A 24,343-nucleotide genomic window follows, 5' to 3' on the forward strand; every position below is an offset into this window, starting at 1 on the left:
ACGTCAGCCCCGGTCCAGGTCGGCGGCGGCGTCGGTGTCGACGAGCCAGAGCGTCTGCTCGCTGCCGTGGACGTGCGCGGCCGGCGTCTCCTCGAACGGCGACCCGGTGACCCCGCGACGGACGGCGTCCGCCTTGTCGGCACCGGCGACGAGGAACCAGACGAGGCGCGAACGCTCGAGGCACTCGCGGGTCAGCGACACCCGGTCCGGCGGCGGCTTGGGGGAGTCGTGCACCGCGACGGCCATCGCATCGGTCGTCCCGGCGGCCGGGTGGTGCGGGAAGAGCGAGGCGATGTGCCCGTCCGGCCCGACCCCGAGCACCATGACGTCGAACGCGCCGTTGCCCGCAGCGTGGATGGCCTCAGCGTAGGCGTGCGCCGACTCCTCGGCCGAGGCCGAGCTGTCCGGCCCGGCGACGCGGTGGACGTGCGCCGGGTCGAGCCCGAGCGTGTCGAGACCGGCCTCGTCGTTCTGGGTGTCGTTGCGGTCGGGGTCACCGGCGGGCAGGTAGCGCTCGTCGCCCCACCAGACGTGGACCCGCGCCCAGTCGACCGCCGCCCGCGCCGGGGTGGCGGCGAGCGAGCGGACGATCTCGGAGCCCATCGAGCCACCGGTCAGCGACACGTGGGCCACCCCGCGGACGGACTGCGCGTCGACGAGCGCGACGACGAGCCGCGCCGCCGCGGCGTCCGCGAGGGCCTGCTTGGACGGGTGGACGACGACGGTGCTCCCGCTCACGAGCGACGCTCCTTGACCTCGGCGAGCTTGGCCGCCGCGGCGGCCTTGACGGTCTCGGTGTCCGCGCCGTCCTCGGGCATCGGGCGCTTCTCGACCATCGCCGAGCTCCCGGCCACGCGAGCGGCCCGGCGCAGGCGCTGGGTCGTGCGCTCGGCCTCGGCCGGCGACGGGGCCGCCCCGGCCTTGACCGCCTCGCTCGCGGTGCGGCGTGCGCTCGTCAGCGTCGGGAAGCCCTTGGTGAGGGCGTCCTCGTAGACCTCGTCGGGGTCGAGCCGGCGCAGCTCGTCGGCCAGGCACTCGGCGTCCGAGCGGTGCGGCAGCGCGAGCGTGCGGTCCGGCTGGCCGACCTGGCGCAGCATCGACGTGCTGCCGTCCTCCGGACGGACCAGGTCGACGGTGCCGCTCTTGCGCTCGAGACGGACCGAGATGATGCCCGAGCCGCTCTTGGAGCGGGCGAGCGACACGGGGCAGCGCAGCCTGCTCGCCAGCCATCCGGCGAGCAGCTCGCCCGACGGGCTGTCCGGGGCCGCGACGACGAGCGCCTCGGTGACCGGCTCGAACGGCGGCTGGTCGAGGGCAGCGGTGAGCAGCCCGCGCCACAGCGTGATGCGTGACCAGGCGAGGTCGGTGTCGCCGGGCGCGTACGACTTCGCGAGCCGCTTGAGGACCGTCTTCGGCGGCCCCTGCGTCCGGGCCGCGTCGGTGATGCGGCGCTGGGCCATCTCGCCGATCGGGTCGGTGGACGGGTCCTTCGGGGCCTCGGCCGGCCACCACGCCACGATCGGCGAGTCGGCGAGCAGGAGCGGGGTGACGACGGCGCGGCCGTGGCTCGCGAGCCGGCCGTACAGCCGCAGCACGACGACCTCGGACGCGCCGGCGTCGCCGCCCACGCGGATCTGGCCGTCGAGGCGGGCGGCGCCGCGGCGGTTGCTCCCGACGACGACGATGATCCGGCAGGGGTGCTGCCGGCTCGCGTCGTTGGCGACCTCGATGGCATCCTCGGCCTCCGCCTCGTCGACGACGACGACGAGGGTGAGGACGCGGGAGAGCGCCATCGCGCCGGTGTCGGAGCGCAGGGCGACGAGCTTCTTCGAGACCGCCGCGGTCGAGGTGTTGGGCAGGTCGACGATCAAGGCAGCCTCCACTCGCGTCCGTCACGGTGCATCAGCTCGTCGGCCGACGCGGGGCCCCAACCACCCGAGGCGTACTGCTCGGGGGCCTTGCCCTTCGTCGCCCAGAACTTCTCGATGGGGTCGAGGATCTGCCACGAGAGCTCGACCTCCTCGTGCCGCGGGAAGAGCGGCGGCTCGCCGAGGAGCACGTCGAGGATGAGCCGCTCGTAGGCCTCGGGGGAGGACTCGGTGAACGCGCGGCCGTAGCCGAAGTCCATCGTCACGTCGCGCACCTCCATCTGCGACCCCGGCACCTTGGCCCCGAAGCGCAGGGTGACGCCCTCGTCGGGCTGCACCCGGATGACGATGGCGTTCTGCCCGAGCTCCTCGGTGGCGGTGTGCGTGAACGGCAGGTGCGGCGCCTGCTTGAAGACGACCGCGATCTCCGTGACGCGCTTGCCGAGCCGCTTGCCGGTGCGCAGGTAGAACGGCACGCCGGCCCAGCGCCGGGTGTCGACCTCGAGGCGCACGGCGGCGTAGGTCTCGGTGGCGGAGCCGTCGGCGACGCCGTCCTCGTCGAGGTAGCCGACGACCTCCTCGCCGCCCTGCCAGCCGCGGGCGTACTGCCCGCGCGCCGTGCCGGACGCGAGGTCGTGCGGGATGCGCACCGCCGAGAGGACCTTCTCCTTCTCGAGGCGCAGTCCTTGGGCGTCGAACGACACCGGCTCCTCCATCGCCGTCAGGGCCATGAGCTGGAGCAGGTGGTTCTGGATGACGTCGCGCGCCGCGCCGATGCCGTCGTAGTACCCGGCGCGGCCGCCGATGCCGATGTCCTCGGCCATCGTGATCTGCACGTGGTCGACGTAGTTCGCGTTCCACACCGGCTCGAACATCTGGTTCGCGAAGCGCAGCGCCAGGAGGTTCTGGACCGTCTCCTTGCCGAGGTAGTGGTCGATCCGGAAGACCGAGTCGGCCGGGAAGACGTTCTCGACGATGTCGTTGAGCTCGCGGGCGGAGGCGAGGTCGTGCCCGAACGGCTTCTCGATGACGACCCGGCGCCACGACCCGCTCTGCGGGGTCGAGAGGCCGGAGCGCTCGAGCTGCTCGCAGACGGTCGCGAACGACCCCGGGGGGATCGAGAGGTAGAACGCGTGGTTGCCGCCGGTACCGCGCTGCTCGTCGAGCTCGGCGACCGTCTCGGCGAGGAGGTCGAACGCGGCGTCGTCGTCGAAGCTGCCCGGGACGAACCGGATGCCCTCGGCGAGCGTGCGCCACACCTCCTCGCGGAACGGGGTGCGGGCGCGCTCCTTGACCGACTCGTAGACGATCTTCCCGAAGTCCTGGTCCTCCCAGTCGCGGCGGGCGAACCCGACGAGCGAGAAGCCGGGCGGCAGGAGACCCCGGTTGGCGAGGTCGTAGATCGCCGGCATGAGCTTCTTGCGGGCGAGGTCACCGGTGACGCCGAAGAGCACCATCGAGCACGGGCCCGCGATCCGGGGCAGGCGCTTGTCGCGCGGGTCCCGCAGCGGGTTCTGCTCGGCCGTGACGCGAGCCGGGCTCATGCGCCCCGTCCCAGGGCCGCGCGGACCCGGGCCAGCCCGGCGTCGTGCTCGGTCAGGTGCAGGCGCAGCACGGGCCGGCCGTGCTCGGCGAGGACCTTCGCGTCACCGGCCGCCTGCGCGGCGATGAACTGGCCGAAGGTGAAGTCCCGCCCGGGCACCTCGAGGTCCTGGGCCGGGTCGGCCGTGACCTGCACGTACACCCCGGTCGCCGGCCCGCCCTTGTGGTACTGGCCGGTGGAGTGCAGGAAGCGCGGGCCCCAGCCGAAGGTCACCGGGCGACCGGTGCGCTCGAAGAGGTCGCGCGCGACCTGCTCGAGGTCGGCGTCGGCCTCGCGGTCGAGGTAGGCCATGACGGCGACGTACCCGTGCTCGGCGTCGAGGCCGGCGAGGAGCGCGTCGACGGCGGCGTCGACCGAGCCGGCGTCGCCGAGCCAGTCCCCACCGAGCGCGCGGACCTCCACGGCCCCGTCGGTGAAGGCGGGGTCGTCGCCGGCGCCGATGCCCGCGTCGAGCATCTCGCGGGCCGCGGCCTTGGCGCTCTCGACGTCGGGCTGGTCGAACGGGTTGATGCCGAGCAGCCGACCGGCGACGGCGGTCGCGGCCTCCCACAGGAGCATCTGGGCCCCCAGGCGACCCGCGACCGTGACGACCGAGTCGCCGTCCGCGCCGTCGTCGTCGGAGTCGGTGGCCACGAGCCGGACGACCGTGCCGTCGGCGTAGAGGTGCGCCGGCTCGGTGCCGATCGCGACGACCGGGAGGATGCCGGTGCCCTCCTTGCCGGTGGACTCGGCGATGAGCTGCTCCGCCCACGCCGGGAAGCCGACGTTCTCGGTGCCGGCGTCGACGAGGACGAGCTTGTCGCGCAGCGGCTCGGTGCCGGCCATCGCGGCGCCCAGGCGCAGCGCCGGGTTCGCCTCGTCGTCGGCGGCGAGCAGGTCGGCGACGAGCTCGGCGTCGTCGAGGAGGGCCTCGACGTCGGCCCCGGCGAGACCGGACGGGACGAGCCCGAACGCGGTGAGCGCCGAGTAGCGGCCGCCCACGGCCGGGTCGGCGTTGACGACACGGAAGCCCGCCTCGCGTGCCTGCCCGTCGAGCGGGCTGCCCGGGTCGGTGACGACGACCATCCGCGTCGTCGGGTCGATGCCCGCCTCGCGGTAGGCGGCCTCGAACGCGCGCCGCTGGCTGTCGGTCTCGACGGTCGACCCGGACTTGCTGGAGACGACGACGACCGTGCGGTCGAGGTCGGTCAGCGCGCCGCGCACGACGTCGGGGTCGGAGGAGTCGAGGACGACGAGGGGGACCCCGGCCGTGCCGCAGATGACCTCCGGCGCGAGCGAGGACCCGCCCATCCCGCAGAGGACGACGCGGTCGTAGCCCGCCTCCTGCAGCTCGGACCGGATCGCGGCGATCTCGCCGACGAGCGGGCGCGAGCTGCGGGGAAGGCCGGTCCAGGAGAGGCGCTTGGAGGCCTCGTCCTGCGCGGCCTCGCCCCACAGGGTGTCGTCCTGCGCGAAGAGCCGGCTCGCCACCCGGTCGGCGACGAGCTGCGGGACGTGCCGCGCGACGGCGTCGGCGGCGGCCCCGGTGGCGGAGACGTCGATCGTGCTCACGCGGCGGCCTTCTCGAGCTCGCTCTGGACGCGGTCGAGGAGCTCGGCCCACGACTTCTCGAACTTCTCGACGCCCTCGCGCTCCAGGAGGTCGACGACCTCGGAGTACGAGATGCCGAGGCGCTCGAGCCCGTCGAGGACCGCCGTGGCCTCGGCGTAGGAGCCGGTGACGGTGTCGCCGGTCACCTCGCCGTGGTCGGCGGTGGCGTCGAGCGTCTTCTCCGGCATCGTGTTGACGGTGCCGGGCGCGACGAGCTCGGTGACGTACATCGTGTCCGGGTAGGCCGGGTCCTTGACACCGGTCGAGGCCCAGAGCGGACGCTGCGGGTGCGCACCGGCCGCCTCGAGCGAGGCCCAGCGCGGGGTCGAGAAGACCTCCTCGTAGGCCTGGTAGGCCAGGCGGGCGTTGGCCAGGCCGGCCTTGCCGCGCAGGGCCTTCGCCTCGTCGGTGCCGATGGCGTCGAGGCGCTTGTCGATCTCGCCGTCGACGCGGCTGACGAAGAACGACGCGACGGAGCGGATCTGCGAGAGGTCCTTGCCCTTCTCGCGGGCCTGCTCGAGACCGGTGAGGAAGGCGTTCATCACGGCGCGGTAGCGGTCGAGGCTGAAGATCAGCGTGACGTTGACCGAGATGCCCTCGGCGAGCACCTGCGAGATGGCCGGCAGGCCCTCGAGCGTCGCCGGGATCTTGATGAGGACGTTGGGCTGGTCGACCGCGTCGCGCAGCGCCTTGGCCTCCTGCACGGTCTTCGCGGTGTCGTGCGCGGAGCGCGGGTCGACCTCGATCGAGACGCGGCCGTCCTCGCCGTCCGTCCGCTCGAACACGGGCATGAAGATCTCGCAGGCGTCGTGGACGTCACGGGTCGTCAGCGAGAAGACGGTCTCGTCGACGCTGCGCCCGTCACGGGCGAGCTCGGCGACCTGCTCGTCGTAGGCGTGGCCCTCGGCGAGGGCGGCCTGGAAGATCGACGGGTTGGTCGTCACGCCGACGACCCCGTGGTCGTCGATCATCTCCTGGAGGTTCCCCGAGGAGATGCGGTCGCGGGAGAGGTCGTCCAGCCAGACGGACACGCCGTTCGCGGCGAGGTCCTGGAGGGGCTTCGGTGTGGTCATGCGGCTCTCACTTCCCTGCCGAGGCCTTCTGGCTCGGCGTCTTCGTGTTGCCGGCAGCGCGGGAGGACTTCGCCCGCGGAGCGGTGTCGGTGACGGCGGGGACACCGGTGGCCGTGCGCGCCGCCTTGAGCGAGTCCTTCGCGGCCTTGGCGACCGCCTCGGGCGTGAACCCGAACTCGCGGAACAGCGTCCCGGCGTCGGCCGAGGCCCCGAAGTGCTCGAGGCTGACGCAGCGGCCGGCGTCCCCGACGAGGTCGTGCCATCCCATGGCGACACCCGCCTCGACGCTGACGCGGGCCTTGACCTCGGGGGGCAGGACCTTGCTCTGGTAGGAGCGCGGCTGCTCCTCGAACCATTCCCGGCACGGCATGGAGACCACGCGGGTGCGGGTGCCGGAGCGCTCCAGGCGCTCGCGCGCGGCGAGGGCCAGGCTCACCTCGGAGCCCGTCGCGATGAGGATGACCTCGGGCGCCTCGTCGCCGTTCGTGCCACCGTCGACGAGCACGTACGCACCCTTGCGGACGCCGCTCGCCTTCGCGTGCGTCGTGCGGTCGATGGTCGGCAGGTTCTGGCGCGACAGGGCGAGACCGGCGGTGCGGCGGCGGCGGAGGATCTCGGCCCACGCCTCGGCGGTCTCGTTGGCGTCGGCCGGGCGGACGACGTCGAGCTGCGGGATGGCGCGGAGCGACGCGATGTGCTCGACCGGCTGGTGGGTCGGGCCGTCCTCACCGAGACCGATGGAGTCGTGCGTCCACACGAAGGTCACCGGCAGCTGCTGCAGGGCGGCGAGACGGACCGCGGGCCGCATGTAGTCGGAGAAGACGAGGAAGGTGCCGCCGTACGGGCGGGTCATCCCCTCGAGCGCGATCCCGTTGAGGATCATGCCCATCCCGTTCTCGCGGATGCCGAAGTGCAACGTGCGGCCGTAGGGGCCGCCCTTCCACTCGGCGGTCTGGCGGCTCGTCGGGATGAACGAGTCGGCGCCGGCCATCGTCGTGTTGTTGGACTCGGCGAGGTCGGCCGACCCGCCCCAGAGCTCGGGCAGGACGTCGGCGAGGGCGCCGAGGACCTTGCCGGAGGCGGCGCGGGTGGCGAGGCCCTTCTCGTCGGCCTCGAAGACCGGGAGGGCCTTGGCGAAGTCCTTCGGGAGCTCGCCGGCGACGAGCCGGTCGAGGAGGGCGGCGCGGTCGGGGTTGGCCTTCCGCCACGCCTTGTAGCCCTTGTCCCACTCGCGGTGGACGGCCTTGCCGCGCTTCTTGACCTCGCGGGCGTGGGCGAGGACCTCGCGCTCGGCGGGGAAGGACTTCTTCGGGTCGAAGCCGAGGATCTCCTTGGTGGCCGCGACCTCGTCGTCGCCGAGGGCGGAGCCGTGGGCCTTGCCGGTGCCGCGCGCCGACGGGGCGGGCCACGCGATGACGGTGTGCAGGCGGACCAGGGTGGGGCGCTTGCCCTTCCGGCTCTTCTCGAGCGCGGCGAGGAGGGCGTCGACGTCCTCGGTGTACTCCGGCGTGCCGGCCGGGTCGTCGGACTGGCGCCAGTCGACGTCGACGACGTCCCAGCCGTAGGCCTCGAAGCGCTGGGCGACGTCCTCGCTGAACGAGATGTCGGTGTCGTCCTCGATGGAGATCTGGTTCGCGTCGTAGACGACGGTGAGGTTGGCGAGCTCCTGGTGGCCGGCGAGCGAGCAGGCCTCGGCCGACACGCCCTCCATGAGGTCGCCGTCGGAGGCGAGCACCCACACGTGGTGGTCGAACGGGCTCTGGCCGGGCTTGGCGTCGGGGTCGAGCAGGCCGCGCTGGCGGCGCTGGGCCATCGCCATGCCGACGGCTGAGGCGAGGCCGGAGCCGAGCGGGCCGGTGGTGATCTCGATGCCCTTGGTGTGGTGGACCTCGGGGTGGCCGGGGGTCAGCGAGTCCCAGGTGCGCAGCGCCTTGAGGTCGGACAGCTCGAGGCCGTAGCCCGACAGGTAGAGCTGGACGTACTGCGTGAGCGACGAGTGGCCGCAGGACAGGACGAAGCGGTCGCGGCCGAGCCACGAGGGGTCGGACGGGTCGTGGTTCATCACCTGCTGGTAGAGCAGGTAGGCCACGGGCGCGAGGCTCATCGCGGTGCCGGGGTGGCCGTTGCCCTTGTGCTGGACGGCGTCGGCGGCGAGGATGCGGGCGGTGTCGACGGCGCGGACGTCGAGGTCCGACCACTTCGCCTTGCGGGCCACCGGCTTCGAGAGCTCGGGGGAGCGGCCGGCGACGGGGGACGCGGAACGGGGACGGGCGGTGGGGCTCAAGGGGTTCCTCTCTCGCGGGGACGTGCTCGTGACGTCGCCACCGGCGGTGAGGGCGCCGTGTGACGCAACTGGCAACCACCCTAGCCCTGCGTGAGGGGGTGACGACCGGGGGCGTCACGGGTGGTTCCCACGGGCGGATAGAATGGGCGGGCACGCTTCCGGCCGACCCGAAGGACGACGTGGCCACCACCCCCGTGACGACCGCTCCCGCGGCGGTCTCCGCCCGCCGCGGTCCGCGACGCGTCGGGGCCTTCGTGGCGCTCACCAAGCCGCGCATCATCGAGCTGCTGCTCGTGACGACCGTGCCCGTGATGTTCCTCGCCGAGCGCGGGGTGCCGTCGCTGTGGCTCGTCGTCGCGACGCTGGCCGGTGGCATCCTCAGCGCCGGCGCCGCGAACACCTTCAACTCGGTCTACGACCGCGACATCGACCGGCTGATGCACCGCACGAGCAGCCGGCCGATGGTCACCGGCGAGGTCACCGTTCGTGAGGCGATGCTCTTCGGCGGTGTCCTCACGGTGGCGTCCACGGTGTGGTTCGCGCTCGTCGTCAACGTCCTCTCGGCCGCGCTGTCGCTGCTGGCCATCGCCCTCTACGCCGTCGGCTACACGATGCTCCTCAAGCGGCGCACGTCGCAGAACATCGTCTGGGGCGGGATCGCCGGCTGCATGCCGACGCTCATCGGCTGGTCCGCGGTCACCGGCTCGGTCGGCTGGCCGGCGCTCGTCCTCTTCCTCGTCATCTTCTTCTGGACGCCGCCGCACTACTGGCCGCTCTCGATGGCCTTCCGTGACGACTACGCCTCGGCCGAGGTGCCGATGCTCCCCGTCGAGAAGGGGCCGGTCACGGTCGGCCGCCAGATCGTCGCCTACTCCTGGGTCATGGTCGCGGTCTCGCTCGCGCTCGTGCCGGTGGCGTCGATGGGCTGGCTCTACACGGTCGTGGCCGTCGCGTCCGGTGCGCTCTTCGTCGCCGAGGCCCACCGCCTCCTCCGCGCCGCGCGGCGCGGGGTCACGGGCCTGGCGCTCAAGCCGATGCGGCTCTTCCACTACTCGATCACGTACGTCACCGTCGTGTTCCTCGCGGTGGCCGTCGACCCGCTGCTCCACCTGCCGCTGCGCTGACCCCCGCGGGGAGGTCGCGGCCGGTGCGGTAGGGGCCGATCCACACCGTGAGCGACACGAGCGCGTGCAGCGCCGTCATCGCGACGATCGTCTCGTGCACCCCGATCGCGCTGCCGAGCCACCCGGCGGCGAGCCCGGCGAGCGGCATCGTGCCGAAGTTGAGCACCGACGAGGCCGACATCGTCCGTCCGAGGAGGCTCGGTGGGGTCCAGCGCTGCCGGAACGCGGACCGGACGACGTTGGCGCCGACGACACCGACCCCGACGAGGGCGACGCCGAGGGGCACCAGGCCCACCGCCGCGCCGGGGCCGGCGAGCGGCACGAGCAGGGCGGTCGGTCCTCCCACGACCTGGAGCCACCGCATCGCCCGTGCGGTGCCGACGCGGCGCGCGAGGGGCGTGGCGACGGCCGCGCCGACGAGACCGCCGACGCTGCCGGCGGCCACGAGGAGGCCGACGGTGCCGGGCGCGACACCGAGGTCGCGGACGAGGAAGAGGACGAGCAGCGCCCCGTAGCCGGTCAGCGCGAAGTTCGAGGCCGCGCCCTGCAGGGTGAAGAAGCGCAGGTACCGGTCGCGCGCGACCACCCCCACGCCGTTGGCGATCTCGCGCCGCAGCGGCTCGCGGGCCGGACGCTCCGGCGGGGGGCGGAGCGCGGCGGGGTCCATCCGCCACAGGCAGGCCGCCGACACGAGGAAGCCCGCGACGTCCGCGACGACGGCGGTCGCGGCCCCGACGAGCTGGACGAGCAGGCCGCCGACGCCCGGCCCGGCGACCTGCATCGCGGACTCGGTGCCGTAGAGGCGGCCGTTGGCGGCGTCGAGGTCGTCGGCCCGGACGACGCGCGGCACGAAGGCGCCGTAGGCCGTCCGGAAGAACACGGCGCACGTGCCGTTCGCGAGCACCGCGGCGAGCAGGTGCGGGAGGTCGAGCACCCCGAGCAGGGCCGCGACGGGGATGGAGCCGACGGCGGCCGCGGCGACGAGGTCGGCGACGAGCATCACCCGGCGCGGGTCGAGCCGGTCCACCCAGGCGCCGGCGGGCAGGCCGACGAGGAGCCAGGGCAGCCAGGCGGCGGCCGTGAGCAGCCCCATCCAGCCGGGCCCGGCGTCGAAGGTCGTCACGGCGAGGAGCGGGACGACCACCGTGGCGGTCATCGCGCCGAGGACGCTGACGCCCTCACCGGCCCAGAAGAGGCGGAAGTTCCGGTTGCGGCGCAGGGGTGGTGGCTCGGCCGCGGCGCGGACGGCGCCCGTCACGGACGGCACGGGAACCCCCGGGCGACGACGAGGACCGGCTCGCGCTCGACGCCGTCGTCCGGGACCTCGCGGTCGGCCCAGCGGCGGTAGAGGGCGATGGTCTCCTCGGCGACCTGCCGGAGCTCGGCGGGGGAGAGGCGCAGCCAGTTCTGGTTGGCGAACGCCGCGTCCTCCCAGGCCGGGTCGGCGTCGCGGTCGGCCAGCCACGTGGTGATGCGCTCGACCTGGCGGCGCAGCTGGAGGGCCTCGGCCTCGCGGGCCGCGGTGGCGGCGGCCGGGTCGTCGGCGAGCTCGGCGCTGCTCCACCGGGTGCCGGCGGAGACCAGGCGCCACCACCGCTCGCGGCGGTCGCGCGCGAGCTCGGGGGCCTCCTCGACGAGGCCGGCCCGGGCGAGCACCTTGAGGTGGTGGCTCGCGTTGCCGACGGCCTGCCCGGTGCGGGCCGCGAGCATCGAGGCGGTGCCGGGGCCGTCGACCTTGAGCGAGTCCATCATCCGGGAGCGGAAGGGGTGGGCGAGCGCCGCGAGGGGGGCGGCGTCGCGCAGCGTGCGGATCTCGGGTCGGGTCATGCGGTCGACAGTAGACCCACAATGACTGTTGTGCAACGAATGTTGTGGATATCCGTAGGACGGGACAGCCACCTGAGGTACCTCAGGACCCGCGTCGCGCCGCCGATCCGGGAGGACGCCCCATGTGCCGCCCTGCCTCAGCGCCCGACGGTGGAGGGGTCGGCGGCACCCGGCCGCCGGCACCGAGAGGAGACCACCGTGAACACCTCCGCCGACCCGCTCTTCGTCCGCGCCGAGCTCGAGTACCGCCTCGAGCGGTGGGGGAGCACCCGCATCGCGTCGACCCCGGACCGCGGAGCACCGGACCACCCGGTGCGCCGGCTCGCCGAGCGCCTGCGCCGCCGGGCGTCGCGCCCGGTGCTCGCGCCGGGTCGCCCCCGCCACCCGTGACGGGTGCCATGATCGGCACCGTGCCCACCCGTCCGAGCGCCGTCCTCGTCGGCCGTGACCCCGAGCTGGGCCGACTGCGGGAGGCCCTCGGCGGACCGGGGGACGGTGGGGCGGTCCTCCTCGGCGGCGACGCCGGCATCGGGAAGAGCGCCGTGGTCGCCCGCCTCGTCGACGAGACCACGACCCGGCGGGTCCTCCTCGGCCACTGCGTGGGTGACGTCGGGACCCTGCCGTACCTGCCCTTCGTCGAGATGCTGGCCGCCCTCGACGGGCGCGAGCGAGACCTCGTCGACGAGCTCGTCGAGGCGCACCCCGGCCTCGTCCCGCTCGTGCCCCGGCTCTCCGCCTCGGCGAGGGAGACGGCCCGCGCCGACCTGGTGGAGGCCGTCCACGCGGTGCTGGGCGTCCTCGGACGCGAGGGCGGCGCGCTCGTCGTCGTCGAGGACGCGCACTGGGCCGACGAGTCCACCCGTGAGCTGCTGACCCTGCTCTTCACGCGCGGTGCGCCCGAGGGCGTCTCGCTGGTCGTCACCTACCGCAGCGACGACGTGCACCGCCGGCACCCGCTCGCCCCGGCGCTCGCCGTCTGGTCGCGGCTGCCGCGCCTGGCCCGCCTCGAGCTCGGGCGACTGCCCGACGACGCCGTGCGCCGGATCGTCCGCAGCGCCGCGGCGCTGCCCGACCCGCTCGTCGACGAGGTGACCGCCCGCGCCGAGGGCAACGCCTTCCTCGCCGAGGAGCTGGCCGCCGTGGTCGGCCGGCGCGTGCCGCACGCCCTGCTCGAGCGGGTCGCCGACGTGCCGCCCCCGACGTTGCGCTCGGCCCTGCGACAGGCGGTCGAGCACCACGTGCTCGAGCCGTGGGGGGAGCTCGGCTACGAGTTCCGGCACGCCCTCCTGGCCGAGGCGGTGTCCGAGGACCTGCTGCCGACCGAGCGCCTCCAGCTGCACCGCGCCTGCGTCGAGGCCCTGCGCGAGGACGAGCGGCTCGGTGCGGCGGCGGACCTCGCGCGCCACGCCCTCGCGGCCGGCGACCGCGCCACCGCCCTGCACGCCTCGGCCCGGGCCGGGGACACCGCCCGCCGGATGGGTGGACCGGCCGAGGCGCTGGGTCACTACGAGACCGCGCTGGGGCTCACCGACGACCCCGAGGTCGTGCACGACCTCACCCTGCGGGCCGCGGCCGCCGCCAACGGGGCCGGACGCGCCGGCCGTGCCGTCGCGCTGCTGCGGGCCCGGCTGGCGGACGCCGAGGGGGCGCCGCGCGAGCGGGCCGAGCTGCTCGCGGCCCTCGCGTACGCCGCACGGCTGACGGAGGAGCGCGTCGACCGGCTGACCGTCACGGCCGAGGCGCTCTCGCTCCTCGACACCGACGCCCCCGTGGCCCTGCGCGTGTCGGTCCTGACCCGTCGCGCCGACGCGCTGACCGACGCCGGGCTGGTCGAGGAGGCGCTCGCCGTCGCCGACGAGGCGATGGGCCTCGCCGTCGAGCACGGACTCCACGCCGACCGCGTCGACCTCAGCTCGAACCTCGCCTGGCTCGCCCAGGCCGCGGGCGACCCCGACGGGTCGGTCCGGCGCCTCCAGGGGGTCGTCGAGGGCTGGCGGGACACCCCGGACCTCGCGTTCCTCCGGGCGCTGCACATCCTCGCCGTCGTGCACCACCGGCAGAGCGACCTCCCCGCGGCGCTCGCCCTCGCGATCACCGTCGCGTTCGAGCTCGGTCGGTGGGACCACGCGCTGGAGCTCGCGGAGCGGGGCCGCGTCGGCGCGTCGCCGTCGGCGCGCGCCAGCATCGACGCGGCGGTGGGCTACGTCCACGCCGCGCGTGGGGAGCCCGACGTCGAGGCCACCCTCGCGGCCGGGCGCCCGTTCTGGCCGGACGACTCCCGCATCCCGGTGCAGGCCGGCGTCGCGGCGCTCGACGTGCTGGGGCGCTGCGGCGTGCTCGACCGCGTCCTGGCGCTGCGCGACGAGCTCGTGACCTCGCTGCGCGCGGCGTGGTCGGTCGAGCACGCACCGGTGGAGGTCCGTCTGGCCGCCCTCGTCGTGGGACACCTGGCGAGCGCCGCGTCGACGGCCTCGGCGGCGACCCGCGGGCGGCTCCTCGACGAGGGGGAGCGGCTCGCCGCGGCGGCGGACCTCGTCTGGCCGGAGGGCTCGCCCGGACCCGAGCTGGAGGGGCGGATGTGGCTGGCGCGGCTCGCCGCGGAGCGGCTGCGGCTGCGGCGCGCCGCAGGTGAGCCGGTCGAGGCCGAGACCCTCGTGACGGCCTAGGAGGACGCCGTGACCCTGGCCGAGGAGCGGGGAGACCCCTACGAGAGCGCCCGGGCCCGCCTGCGGCTGGGGGAGGTGCTCCTGTCGACCGGGGACCGCCGGGCGGACGGGGTGCTCGAGAACGTCCGGGTGGTCGCCGTGTCGCTCGGGGCGACGCCGCTTCTCACCGCGCTCGACGCCCTCGCCACCGACCGTGGTCCCGCCCAGGGGCTCCCGCAGCACCGGCCTCCTGGACCCCTGAGCGGTCGGGGCCGGGCGCCTCAGGCGGTGAGGGCGGCGTCGCGCCGGCGCGCAGCCGGCGTGCCCGGCACGAGCACCCCGCGGGAGAGGAGCAGGACGCGCGTGGCGGCGGCGACGAGCACCGCGGCCCCGAGCAGGTGCAGCGCGACGAGCGGGATGGGCAGACCGGTCCAGTACTGCGCGAAGCCGATCGCGCCCTGGGCGAGCTCGACGACGAGCAACGTCGTGACCGGGCCGCGCAGGGCCGTGCCGCGCGAGCCCCACCAGAGGACCACCGTCACGGCGACGAGGGCGTAGACACCCACGGCGTGCACGTGGCTCCACACCTGCGGGTCCAGGCCGTTGCGCGGGGCGTCGGCATCGCCCGCGTGCGGGCCGCTGCCGGTGACGACGGTGCCGAGGTAGACGACGACCCAGACGAGCGCCTGCATGAGGAGGGTCGCGCGCCGCAGACCCGGCGCCGCGGGCGTCCCGAGCCGGTCCGTGACGCGCAGGAGCAGCCACACCGACCCGGCGACGAGCACGAGCGAGAGCAGGAGGTGGATCGCGACGACCCACGGGTTGAGCTGGGTCAGGACGGTGATCCCGCCGACGACGCCCTGGAACGGGATGCCGAAGGCCAGGAGGAACGCGTGGACCCGCAGCGACCGGCTCGTGCGGCTCCACCGCCAGACGGCGACGAAGGTCAGCACGGCGACGGCGATGAGGACGTAGGTGAGCAGCCGGTTGCCGAACTCGATGACCCCGTGGGCGCCGAGCTCGCGGTGCGGCACGAAGGACTCGTCGGTGCAGCGCGGCCACGTCGGGCAGCCGAGGCCGGAGCCGGTGAGGCGCACGAGGGCCCCGGTGACGATGATGACGGTGTTCGCGACGAGGCTCGCCCAGGCCCAGCGACGGACCGTCCGGGTCGAGACCTCGCCGGTGACGAGGGAGAGGGGGCTCACGCGTCAGATGCTACGACGGGCCGTCGTGGCCGGCCGAACCCGCTCGGCCGCTCAGCCGGACCAGCGGAACCAGCGCACGGCGGCCGCGCCGGCCGCCGCACCCCACACGACAAGGACGGCCCACTGCCCCCACGGCCAGCCGCCGTCCACGAGCGCGACGCGCGTCGCGTCCCCGAGGGCTCCGGAGGGCAGCGCCGCGGCGACGGTCGAGAGCGCGCCCGGGAGCCGGTCGGTCGGCACGAGCACGCCGAGCCCGAGCAGGACGACCCACGCGAGGTTGGCGATCGCGAGCACGGCCTCGGCCCGGACGGTCCCCGCGAGGAGCAGGGCGAGACCGACGAACGTCGCTGTCCCGAGGAGCAGCGAGACCAGCCCCGGCAGCAGCCCGCCCACCGGGGGACGCCAGCCGAGGGCCAGACCCAGCGCGCCGAGCACGACCACCTGGACGGCGAGGACCGTCAGCACGGCGAGCGCCTTGCCGGCGAGCAGGCCACCGCGCCCCAGCGGGGTCGTCCCCAGCATCCGCAGCACGCCCGAGCGGCGGTCGAAGCCCGTCGAGATTGCCTGCCCCGTGAACGCGGTGGAGACGACGGCGAGGGCGAGCGCCCCGGCGGCGGCGAGGTCGACCCGGCGCCCCGCGCCGAGGTCCGGGACGGAGGCGAGGGCGAGCCCCGCGAGCGCGAGGGCGGGCAGGACGACCGACACGAGCAGCTGCTCGCCGTTGGCCAGCAGCACCCGGCTCTCGAAGCGGGCCTGCGCGAGCACCCGGCCCCGGGCCGCCGTGGGCGCGCTCACGACGCCTCCCGGCGGCGGGTCAGGGAGAAGTAGACGTCCTCGAGCGACCGGTCGCCGCGCACCCGGGCCAGCGGCCCCTCGGCGACGACCCGTCCGCCGGCCATGACGACGACGTCGTCGGCGAGCCGCTCGGCCTCCTCGAAGGAGTGGGTCGTCACGACGACGCAGACGCCGCGCCCGGCCTCGGCGCGCACGAGGTCCCAGACCTCGAGGCGCGCGTGGGGGTCGAGCCCGGCGGTCGGCTCGTCGAGGAAGAGAACCTCCGGCCGCCCGACGAGGGCGGCGGCCAGTGCCACGCGCTGCCGCTGGCCGCCGGACATCCGGCGGACCGTCGTGCGGGCGAACTCGTGGATGCCCAGCCGCTCGGCGAGCTCGTCGACCGGCCGCGGTGCCCGGTGCAGGGCCGCGAGGTGGTGCAGGAGCGGGAGGGGGCGCACGGTCGTCGGGAGGCCGCCGTCCTGGAGCATCACGCCGACGGCGGCGCGGTGGGCGGCGCCGGCGTGCCACGGGTCGGTGCCGAGGACGCGGACCTCGCCGGCGTCCGGGCGCTGCAGGCCCTCGAGGCACTCGACGGTCGTCGTCTTGCCGGCGCCGTTGGGGCCGAGGAGCGCGGTGACGCGCCCGGCATCGGCCGACCAGGAGGCCCCGTCGACGGCCGTCGTCGTCCGGAACACGCGCCGCAGCTCACGCACGAGGACAGCGGCCACCATGCCCGGCATCCTAGGGTGGGGCCCATGCCACGCATCGACCGGGAGGCCGGGCCCGCCACGTCGCCCACCGAGACGACGGGCCCGGAGGCGGGCACGGGCCACGAGGGGGAGCGATGAGCAGCGACGCGTCCGACACGAGCACCGGCCGCCGGCGGATCCTCGACCGCTGGCGGCTCGTCTCGCCGACCGGTGCCCGCGTCGTCTCGCTGCGCCAGCTGCCCAAGCGGGAGCGCGCCCGCCTCCTCGCCCCGAGCACGTTCACGACGCTCAACATGGTGAGCGGCTTCTCGTCGGTGCTGCTCGCGTTCCGGGGGCACTTCACCCTGGCGGCGGTCCTCATCGCCTTCTCGATCGTCATGGACATCGCCGACGGCTTCGTCGCACGCCTGGTCGGGGCGACCTCGCCGTTCGGCCTCCAGCTCGACTCCCTGGCCGACCTCATCTCCTTCGGGGTGGCTCCGGCCGTCCTCGTGCACACCTGGGCCCTGAGCGACTGGCCGGTGCTCGCGTGGCTCGTCGCCTTCCTCTGGCTCTCGTGCGCGGCGTTCCGCCTCGCCCGCTTCAACGTGACGATCGACCCCGCCGCCGACAAGCGGTACTTCGTCGGCCTGCCGTCCCCGGGCGCCGCGAGCGTCGTCATCGCGACGATCTTCGCCCTCGACTCGCCGTTCTTCGGCCCGGGCACCGGCCCGTGGCAGGCCTGGTTCCCGCTGCTCGTCAGCGTCGTCCCCGCCTTCCTCATGGTGATGACGATCCGCTTCCGGTCCTTCCGCAACCTGCTCCAGCCCACGACGCCGGGCGCCCGGCTGACGACGGGTCTCGTCGCGGCCGCCATCGTCATCGGGCTCGTCGTGGCACCCGGCCTCACCGGGATCGTCGTCGCCTACGGGTACGTCCTCACCGCCCCGCTCGGCGTGCTCACCGCGCCGGTGCGCGAGCGGCTGCTCGGGTCCGAGTCGGTCGCCCCGCCGCGCCGCCGGATGCAGTCGGTCTTCCTCCCGATCGAGGGCGACGACGAGCTCGACGGCCCGGACGCCGACGACCCCTGCGACGAGCCGGGCACGGCCCCCGCCTGACCCGGTCCCTCACCCGTGTCACGGGTTAGGCGACCCTTCCTTGGACGTCGTCGCATCAATTACCTAACATGGGTGTGTGGTTAATCCCGCAGCCTCCGTCGACGAGTCGCGCACGCGCGACCGGGTGCTGCGTGTCGTGAGCCAGGAGGGCCCGGTGAGCATCACCGCCCTCGTCGAGCGGCTCGGCCTCACCGAGACCGCCGTGCGCCGCCACGTCGACAACCTCTTCGCCGAGGGCCTCGTCCTCGCCCGCGACGCCGCCGGCCCGCGCCGGCGCGGCCGCCCCGCGAAGGAGTGGCTCCTCACCGACGCCGGCCACCGCGCCCTGGCGTCCGACTACGACGACCTCGCCGGCGAGGCGCTGCGCTTCCTGCGCCGCACCGGCGGCGAGCACGCGGTCCAGGCCTTCGCCGAGGAGCGCGTCGCCCACCTCGAGGCCCGGCTCGCCGGGCGCCTCGACGACGCGGGGCAGGACGTGCGCTCGCGCGCCGACGCCCTCGTCGACGCCCTGAGCACCGAGGGCTACTCGGCCTCCGCGCGCCCGGTGGGAACACCCGGCGGCCCGGCGGCCTTGACCGGTGTGCAGCTGTGCCAGGGTCACTGCCCGGTCCAGCACGTCGCGAGCGAGTTCCCCGAGCTGTGCGAGGCCGAGACCGAGGCGTTCTCCCGTCTCCTCGGCGTCCACGTCCAGCGCCTGGCGACCCTCGCCCACGGCGACCACGTCTGCACCACGTTCGTCCCGACCCCTACCGAGAGGCCATCGCGATGACGAGCCACATCGAAGAGCTCAACCCGGGTCTGAAGGACCTCGGCACCTACGAGTACGGGTGGGCCGACAGCGACACCGCGGGCTCCACCGCGCGCCGCGGCCTGTCGGAGGAGGTCGTCGCCGACATCTCCGACCGCAAGAGCGAGCCGCAGTGGATGAAGGACCTGCGGATGAAGTCGCTGCGGCTGTTCGACAAGAAGCCCATGCCGAGCTGGGGCAGCGACCTCACCGGCATCGACTTCCAGAACATCAAGTACTTCGTGAAGTCCACCGAGAAGCAGGCGACCTCCTGGGAGGACCTGCCCGAGGACATCAAGAACACCTACGACAGGCTCGGCATCCCCGAGGCCGAGAAGCAGCGCCTCGTCGCCGGCGTCGCCGCGCAGTACGAGTCGGAGGTCGTCTACCACCAGATCCGCGAGGACCTGGAGGAGAAGGGCGTCATCTTCGTCGACACCGACACCGGCCTGCGCGAGCACGAGGACCTCTTCCGCGAGTACTTCGCCTCGGTCATCCCGGCCGGCGACAACAAGTTCGCGGCGCTCAACACCGCCGTGTGGTCGGGCGGCTCGTTCATCTACGTCCCGCCGGGCGTCCACGTCGACATCCCGCTCCAGGCCTACTTCCGCATCAACACCGAGAACATGGGCCAGTTCGAGCGGACGCTGATCATCGCCGACGAGGGCTCGTACGTGCACTACGTCGAGGGCTGCACCGCGCCGATCTACAAGTCGGACTCGCTGCACTCCGCGGTCGTCGAGATCGTCGTCAAGAAGAACGCCCGCGTCCGCTACACGACGATCCAGAACTGGTCGAACAACGTCTACAACCTCGTCACCAAGCGCGCGACCTGCGCCGAGGGCGCGACGATGGAGTGGATCGACGGCAACATAGGCTCCAAGGTGACGATGAAGTACCCGGCGGTCTTCCTCCTCGGCGAGCACGCCCGGGGCGAGACGCTGTCCATCGCCTTCGCCGGCGAGGGCCAGCACCAGGACGCCGGCTCGAAGATGGTGCACGCCGCCCCGAACACGAGCAGCTCGATCGTCTCCAAGTCCGTCGCCCGCGGCGGTGGCCGCACCTCCTACCGGGGCCTGGTCCAGGTGATGGAGGGCGCGACCGGCTCGAAGAGCTCGGTCGTCTGCGACGCGCTGCTCGTCGACACGATCAGCCGCTCCGACACCTACCCCTACGTCGACATCCGCGAGGACGACGTCCAGATGGGCCACGAGGCCACGGTCTCCAAAGTCTCCGAGGACCAGCTCTTCTACCTCATGTCCCGTGGCATGTCCGAGGAGGAGGCGATGGCGATGATCGTGCGCGGCTTCGTCGAGCCGATCGCCAAGGAGCTGCCCATGGAGTACGCCCTCGAGCTGAACCGCCTCATCGAGCTGCAGATGGAAGGAGCAGTCGGCTGATGCCGTTGCTGACCCCCCAGCGCCCCACCGAGGGCGCCCACACCCACAGCGCCGCGACGATGGTCCCGGACCAGTCGCGCGCCGAGCGCACGGCGTCCTTCGAGGTCGACGCGTTCCCGGTCCCGCACGGGCGCGAGGAGGAGTGGCGCTTCACGCCGGTCGACCGGCTCGGCACCTTCTTCCGCGATGAGGCGACCGGTGAGTGCCTGACCTGGGAGGAGAACCTCCCCGAGGGCGTCACCGTCTCGACCCTCCCCGTCGCCGACTGGCAGGCGCTCGGCGTGCCCGCGCCGCAGGACCGCGCGGCCGCCGTCGCCGCCGCGCACAGCGGTGGCGTGGCGCTCGTCGACGTCCCGGCCGAGGCCGAGCTCACCGAGCCGGTGCGGCTGCGCCTGACCGGCGGCGAGCAGGGCCTCGTCCACGGGCACGTCACCGTGCGCGTCGGCCGCTTCGCGAAGGCCACCGTCCTCCTCGAGCACGACGGCACCGCGGACTACTCCGAGGTGCTCACGGTCCTCGCCGGCGACGGCTCGGACGTCACGCTCGTCTCGGTCCAGGAGTGGGACGACGCCTCGCACCACCTCGGCCAGCACGACGTCGTCGTCGGCCGCGACGCCCGCGTCCGGCACATCGCCGTGACGCTCGGCGGCGGGGTCGTCCGGCTGAACACGAACGCCACCTACGCCGGTCCCGGCGGGTCGTTCGAGGGTCTCGGTGTCTACTTCGCCGACGCCGGCCAGCACCTCGAGCACCGGCTCTTCGTCGACCACGAGGCGCCGCACTGCCGCAGCAACGTCGAGTACAAGGGCGCGCTCCAGGGCGAGACCGCCCGGACCGTCTGGGTCGGCGACGTCCTCATCCGCGCCGCGGCCGAGGGCACCGACACCTACGAGCTCAACCGCAATTTGCTGCTCACCGACGGCGCCCGCGCCGACTCGGTGCCCAACCTCGAGATCGAGACCGGCGAGATCGAGGGGGCCGGGCACGCCTCGGCCACCGGCCGGTTCGACGACGAGCAGCTCTTCTACCTCATGGCGCGCGGCATCCCCGAGGACGAGGCCCGCCGCCTCGTCGTCCGCGGGTTCTTCGCGAGCGTCGTCGGCCGCATCGGCGTCCCCGAGGTGCAGGAGCGCCTCATGGAGGCCATCGAGCGCGAGCTCGCCGGGGGCGCCGCGTGAACGAGCAGCTGACCGAGGAGGGCTTCACCTACGTCTGCCGGCTCGACGAGCTGCCGGCCGTCGGGGCCGCCCTCGCCGAGATCGAGGGGCGCCGCGTCTCGATCGTCCGCACCGAGGACGGCGCCGTCCACTGCGTCGACGACACGTGCAGCCACGCCAACGTCTCGCTCTCCGAGGGCGAGCTCGACGGCTGCACCCTCGAGTGCTGGCTCCACGGCTCGCGCTTCGACCTGCGCACCGGCGAGCCGACCGGCCCGCCCGCCATCACCCCCATCGCCGTCCACACCGTCCGCACCGAGGGTGACGACGTCTTCGTCGCCCTGTCCGAGGAGCTCTGACCCCACGTATGTCCACCCTTGAGATCAAGGACCTGCACGTCACCGTCGAGACCGAGCAGGGCACCAAGGAGATCCTCCGCGGTGTCACCCTGACCATCGAGTCCGGCCAGACCCACGCCATCATGGGCCCCAACGGCTCGGGCAAGTCGACGCTCGCCTACTCGATCGCCGGCCACCCGAAGTACACCGTCACCTCGGGCACCGTCACGCTCGACGGCGAGGACGTCCTCGCGATGAGCGTCGACGAGCGCGCCCGCGCCGGCGTCTTCCTCGCGATGCAGTACCCCGTCGAGGTCCCCGGCGTCACCGTCTCGAACTTCCTGCGGACCGCCAAGACCGCCGTCTCCGGCGAGGCCCCGAAGCTGCGCACCTGGGTCAAGGACGTCAAGGACGCCATGGGCAACCTGCGCATGGACCCGGCGTTCGCCGAGCGCAACGTCAACGAGGGCTTCTCGGGTGGCGAGAAGAAGCGCCACGAGATCCTCCAGATGGAGCTGCTGCGGCCGAAGTTCGCCGTCCTCGACGAGACCGACTCCGGCCTCGACGTCGACGCGCTGCGCATCGTCTCCGAGGGCGTCAACCGCGCCAAGGAGTCGACCGGCTCCGGCGTCCTCCTCATCACGCACTACACGCGCATCCTGCGCTACATCCGGCCCGACTTCGTCCACGTCTTCGTCGACGGCCGGATCGCCGAGCAGGGCGGCCCCGAGCTCGCCGAGCGCCTCGAGGCCGAGGGGTACGACCGCTTCCTCCCGGCGACCACCGAGGCCTGACATGGCGGCCGCCCCCTTCACCGACGAGGAGCTGGCCCGCCTGCGGGCCGACTTCCCGATCCTGTCGCGCACCGTGCGCGGGGGGCACCCGCTGGTCTACCTCGACTCCGGGGCCACCTCGCACAAGCCGACCGTCGTCCTCGACGCGGAGCGGCACTTCTACGAGCACGCGAACGCCGCCGTGCACCGCGGGGCGCACCAGCTCTCCGAGGAGGGCACGGACGCCTACGAGTCGGCCCGCGAGACCATCGCCCGCTTCATCGGCGCGCAGGCCTCCGAGGTCGTCTTCACCCGCAACGCCACCGAGGCCCTCAACCTCCTCGCCTACGCCTTCACGAACGGGGCGCACGGCGGCGGGGGCGGCCACGGCGACCGGTTCGCGCTGCGTCCGGGCGACGAGGTGCTGGTCACCGAGATGGAGCACCACGCCAACCTCATCCCGTGGCAGGAGGCGTGCCGCCGCACCGGCGCGACCCTGCGCTGGGTGCCCGTCACCCCGGACGGCCGGCTCGACCTCACCGACCTCGACTCCCTCCTCACCGAGCGGACGAAGGTCTTCGCCTTCACGCACGTCTCGAACGTGCTCGGCACGGTCAACCCGGTGCGTGAGCTCGCCGAGCGCGCGCACGTCGTCGGCGCCCTCGCGGTCCTCGACGCCTGCCAGTCGGTGCCGCACCTGCCGATCGACGTCACCGACCTCGGCGTCGACCTGCTCGCGTACTCGGGTCACAAGATGTTCGGCCCGCTCGGTGTCGGCGTCCTCTGGGGCCGCCCGGAGCTCCTCGACGAGATGCCGGTGTTCCTCACCGGCGGCTCGATGATCGAGACCGTGACGATGGAGTCGGCCACCTACGCGCCGGTGCCGCAGAAGTTCGAGGCCGGCGTGCCCGTCGCGGCGCAGGCCGTCGGGCTCGCCGCCGCGTGCGACTACCTCAGCGCCCTCGGGATGGACCGCGTCCACGCCCACGAGCAGATGCTCACCGAGCGCCTGCTGCGCGGGCTGGCCGAGCGGCCGTGGGTCACCGTCCTCGGGCCGGCCGACCTGCGCGAGCGCGGCGGCGCCGTCGCGTTCGCCGTCGACGGCGTGCACCCGCACGACGTCGGCCAGGTGCTCGACGACCGCGGCGTCGAGGTGCGCGTCGGCCACCACTGCGCGTGGCCGCTGCACCGGACGCTCCGCGTGCCGGCCAGCACCCGGGCGAGCTTCGCCGCCTACACCACCCCCGGCGAGGTCGACGCGCTCCTCGAGGCGCTCGACCGCGTGCCGGCGATCTTCGGGACGGAGGTGCCCGCCTGATGGACCTCTACCAGGAGCTCATCCTCGACCACTCGAAGAAGCCCGTGAACCACGGTCTGCGCGAGCCGTTCGAGGGCGAGAGCCACCAGGTCAACCCCACGTGCGGCGACGAGGTCACCCTCCGGGTGCACCTCGTCGGCGAGGGGCCCGAGGCGGTCGTCGAGGACGTCTCGTACGACTCGATGGGCTGCTCGATCAGCGTGGCCTCCGCGTCGATCCTCGCCGAGGAGCTGACCGGCGGCACCGTCGCCCACGCCCGCGACACCTACGAGGCGATGCGGGCGATGCTCACGAGCAAGGGCGAGGACCCCGGCGACGAGGACGTCATCGGCGACGGCGTCGCCCTGTCCGGCGTCGCCAAGTACCCCGCCCGCGTCAAGTGCGCCCTCCTCTCGTGGGCCGCGTTCACCGATGCCCTGTACAAGGCCGAAGGAGCCCAGCAGTGACCGACACCGCAACCCCCGCCAACGTGGCGGACGTCGAGGAGGCCCTGCGCGACGTCGTCGACCCCGAGCTCGGGATCAACGTCGTCGACCTCGGCCTCGTCTACGGGATCACCGTCGACGGCCAGAACCACGCCGTCATCGACATGACCCTCACCTCGGCGGCCTGCCCCCTCACCGACGTCATCGAGGACCAGACCGCGGCCTCCCTGGAGGGCCTCGTCGCGTCCTACCGCGTCAACTGGGTCTGGATGCCCCCGTGGGGCCCGGACAAGATCACCGACGACGGTCGCGAGCAGCTGCGCGCCCTGGGCTTCAACATCTGAG

The 24,343-nt window shown here is 73.8% G+C and carries 23 protein-coding genes; 12 read left to right on the forward strand and 11 right to left on the reverse strand.

Going from position 1 to position 24,343, the window contains the following annotated elements:
* Nucleotides 1-3: 3 nt before the first annotated feature.
* The 6 genes from pgl to tkt are packed head-to-tail and all read right to left on the reverse strand — an operon-like array spanning nt 4 to nt 8,418.
* Entirely contained in the window at nt 4-738 is a 735-nt protein-coding gene (gene pgl, locus LG324_RS11530; RefSeq protein ID WP_404347992.1) for a 6-phosphogluconolactonase, read from the reverse strand.
* Entirely contained in the window at nt 735-1,883 is a 1,149-nt protein-coding gene (gene opcA / locus LG324_RS11535; protein WP_404347994.1) for a glucose-6-phosphate dehydrogenase assembly protein OpcA, read from the reverse strand. Before opcA ends, pgl begins: the two co-directional genes overlap by 4 nt.
* Nucleotides 1,868-3,412, reverse strand: coding sequence for a glucose-6-phosphate dehydrogenase (gene zwf / locus LG324_RS11540; protein WP_404347996.1), 1,545 nt, complete (start codon nt 3,410-3,412; stop codon nt 1,868-1,870). Before zwf ends, opcA begins: the two co-directional genes overlap by 16 nt.
* On the reverse strand, nt 3,409-5,022 hold the full coding sequence (locus LG324_RS11545; RefSeq protein WP_404347999.1) for a glucose-6-phosphate isomerase: 1,614 nt from the start codon (nt 5,020-5,022) through the stop codon (nt 3,409-3,411). The genes zwf and LG324_RS11545 overlap by 4 nt, the downstream gene beginning before the upstream one ends.
* Nucleotides 5,019-6,134 carry a transaldolase gene (gene tal, locus LG324_RS11550; RefSeq protein ID WP_404348002.1) on the reverse strand — a complete coding sequence of 372 codons (1,116 nt, stop codon included), beginning with the start codon at nt 6,132-6,134 and terminating at the stop codon, nt 5,019-5,021. Before tal ends, LG324_RS11545 begins: the two co-directional genes overlap by 4 nt.
* Nucleotides 6,135-6,141: 7 nt before the next feature.
* On the reverse strand, nt 6,142-8,418 hold the full coding sequence (gene tkt / locus LG324_RS11555; RefSeq protein ID WP_404348004.1) for a transketolase: 2,277 nt from the start codon (nt 8,416-8,418) through the stop codon (nt 6,142-6,144).
* A gap of 194 nt (nt 8,419-8,612) precedes the next feature.
* Here tkt and LG324_RS11560 point away from each other — a divergent pair, with 194 nt between their 5' ends.
* Nucleotides 8,613-9,542 (forward strand): heme o synthase, encoded by a 930-nt coding sequence (locus LG324_RS11560; RefSeq protein ID WP_030528400.1) that lies wholly within the window; start codon nt 8,613-8,615, stop codon nt 9,540-9,542.
* On the opposite strand, the gene LG324_RS11565 is transcribed toward LG324_RS11560, so the two are convergent.
* Nucleotides 9,484-10,800 carry an MFS transporter gene (locus LG324_RS11565; protein WP_404348007.1) on the reverse strand — a complete coding sequence of 439 codons (1,317 nt, stop codon included), beginning with the start codon at nt 10,798-10,800 and terminating at the stop codon, nt 9,484-9,486. The genes LG324_RS11560 and LG324_RS11565 overlap by 59 nt on opposite strands.
* Nucleotides 10,797-11,369: a helix-turn-helix transcriptional regulator gene (locus LG324_RS11570; protein ID WP_030528402.1), complete on the reverse strand. Its 573-nt coding sequence runs from the start codon at nt 11,367-11,369 to the stop codon at nt 10,797-10,799. Before LG324_RS11570 ends, LG324_RS11565 begins: the two co-directional genes overlap by 4 nt.
* 198 nt (nt 11,370-11,567) lie before the next feature.
* Between LG324_RS11570 and LG324_RS11575 the strand changes: the two genes are divergently transcribed.
* Together LG324_RS11575 and LG324_RS11580 are read left to right on the forward strand one after the other, a co-directional pair.
* Entirely contained in the window at nt 11,568-11,759 is a 192-nt protein-coding gene (locus LG324_RS11575; protein WP_030528403.1) for a hypothetical protein, read from the forward strand.
* A gap of 20 nt (nt 11,760-11,779) precedes the next feature.
* Nucleotides 11,780-14,035 (forward strand): ATP-binding protein, encoded by a 2,256-nt coding sequence (locus LG324_RS11580; RefSeq protein ID WP_404348009.1) that lies wholly within the window; start codon nt 11,780-11,782, stop codon nt 14,033-14,035.
* A 260-nt stretch (nt 14,036-14,295) separates the two neighbouring features.
* Here LG324_RS11580 and LG324_RS11585 read toward each other — a convergent pair whose 3' ends face one another.
* From LG324_RS11585 to LG324_RS11595, 3 genes are read right to left on the reverse strand one after another with little or no spacing between them, the layout of a single operon-like run.
* On the reverse strand, nt 14,296-15,219 hold the full coding sequence (locus tag LG324_RS11585; RefSeq protein WP_404348011.1) for a heme A synthase: 924 nt from the start codon (nt 15,217-15,219) through the stop codon (nt 14,296-14,298).
* A gap of 51 nt (nt 15,220-15,270) precedes the next feature.
* Nucleotides 15,271-16,014 (reverse strand): ABC transporter permease, encoded by a 744-nt coding sequence (locus LG324_RS11590; RefSeq protein WP_404348013.1) that lies wholly within the window; start codon nt 16,012-16,014, stop codon nt 15,271-15,273.
* Nucleotides 16,011-16,724, reverse strand: a complete 714-nt coding sequence (locus LG324_RS11595) for an ABC transporter ATP-binding protein (RefSeq protein ID WP_404348015.1) — start codon at nt 16,722-16,724, stop codon at nt 16,011-16,013. The genes LG324_RS11590 and LG324_RS11595 overlap by 4 nt, the downstream gene beginning before the upstream one ends.
* 113 nt (nt 16,725-16,837) lie before the next feature.
* Here LG324_RS11595 and pssA point away from each other — a divergent pair, with 113 nt between their 5' ends.
* The 9 genes from pssA (at nt 16,838) to LG324_RS11640 (ending at nt 24,342) form a co-directional block, all read left to right on the forward strand.
* Entirely contained in the window at nt 16,838-17,800 is a 963-nt protein-coding gene (gene pssA, locus LG324_RS11600) for a CDP-diacylglycerol--serine O-phosphatidyltransferase (RefSeq protein WP_404348018.1), read from the forward strand.
* A gap of 76 nt (nt 17,801-17,876) precedes the next feature.
* Nucleotides 17,877-18,569, forward strand: coding sequence for a metalloregulator ArsR/SmtB family transcription factor (locus LG324_RS11605; protein WP_036829888.1), 693 nt, complete (start codon nt 17,877-17,879; stop codon nt 18,567-18,569).
* Nucleotides 18,566-19,987 (forward strand): Fe-S cluster assembly protein SufB, encoded by a 1,422-nt coding sequence (gene sufB, locus LG324_RS11610; RefSeq protein WP_207021829.1) that lies wholly within the window; start codon nt 18,566-18,568, stop codon nt 19,985-19,987. Before LG324_RS11605 ends, sufB begins: the two co-directional genes overlap by 4 nt.
* Nucleotides 19,987-21,165, forward strand: coding sequence for a Fe-S cluster assembly protein SufD (gene sufD / locus LG324_RS11615; protein ID WP_404348022.1), 1,179 nt, complete (start codon nt 19,987-19,989; stop codon nt 21,163-21,165). Before sufB ends, sufD begins: the two co-directional genes overlap by 1 nt.
* On the forward strand, nt 21,162-21,503 hold the full coding sequence (locus LG324_RS11620) for a non-heme iron oxygenase ferredoxin subunit (protein WP_404348025.1): 342 nt from the start codon (nt 21,162-21,164) through the stop codon (nt 21,501-21,503). The genes sufD and LG324_RS11620 overlap by 4 nt, the downstream gene beginning before the upstream one ends.
* 8 nt (nt 21,504-21,511) lie before the next feature.
* Nucleotides 21,512-22,276 carry a Fe-S cluster assembly ATPase SufC gene (gene sufC / locus LG324_RS11625; protein WP_030528413.1) on the forward strand — a complete coding sequence of 255 codons (765 nt, stop codon included), beginning with the start codon at nt 21,512-21,514 and terminating at the stop codon, nt 22,274-22,276.
* Nucleotide 22,277: 1 nt separating this feature from the next.
* Entirely contained in the window at nt 22,278-23,573 is a 1,296-nt protein-coding gene (locus LG324_RS11630; protein ID WP_404348027.1) for a SufS family cysteine desulfurase, read from the forward strand.
* Nucleotides 23,573-24,019, forward strand: a complete 447-nt coding sequence (gene sufU, locus LG324_RS11635; protein ID WP_030528415.1) for a Fe-S cluster assembly sulfur transfer protein SufU — start codon at nt 23,573-23,575, stop codon at nt 24,017-24,019. The genes LG324_RS11630 and sufU overlap by 1 nt, the downstream gene beginning before the upstream one ends.
* On the forward strand, nt 24,016-24,342 hold the full coding sequence (locus LG324_RS11640) for a metal-sulfur cluster assembly factor (RefSeq protein WP_030528416.1): 327 nt from the start codon (nt 24,016-24,018) through the stop codon (nt 24,340-24,342). Before sufU ends, LG324_RS11640 begins: the two co-directional genes overlap by 4 nt.
* Nucleotide 24,343 lies beyond the last annotated feature (1 nt).

This window comes from Phycicoccus jejuensis, from assembly GCF_044797865.1.
GTDB classification, from domain to species: domain Bacteria; phylum Actinomycetota; class Actinomycetes; order Actinomycetales; family Dermatophilaceae; genus Phycicoccus; species Phycicoccus jejuensis.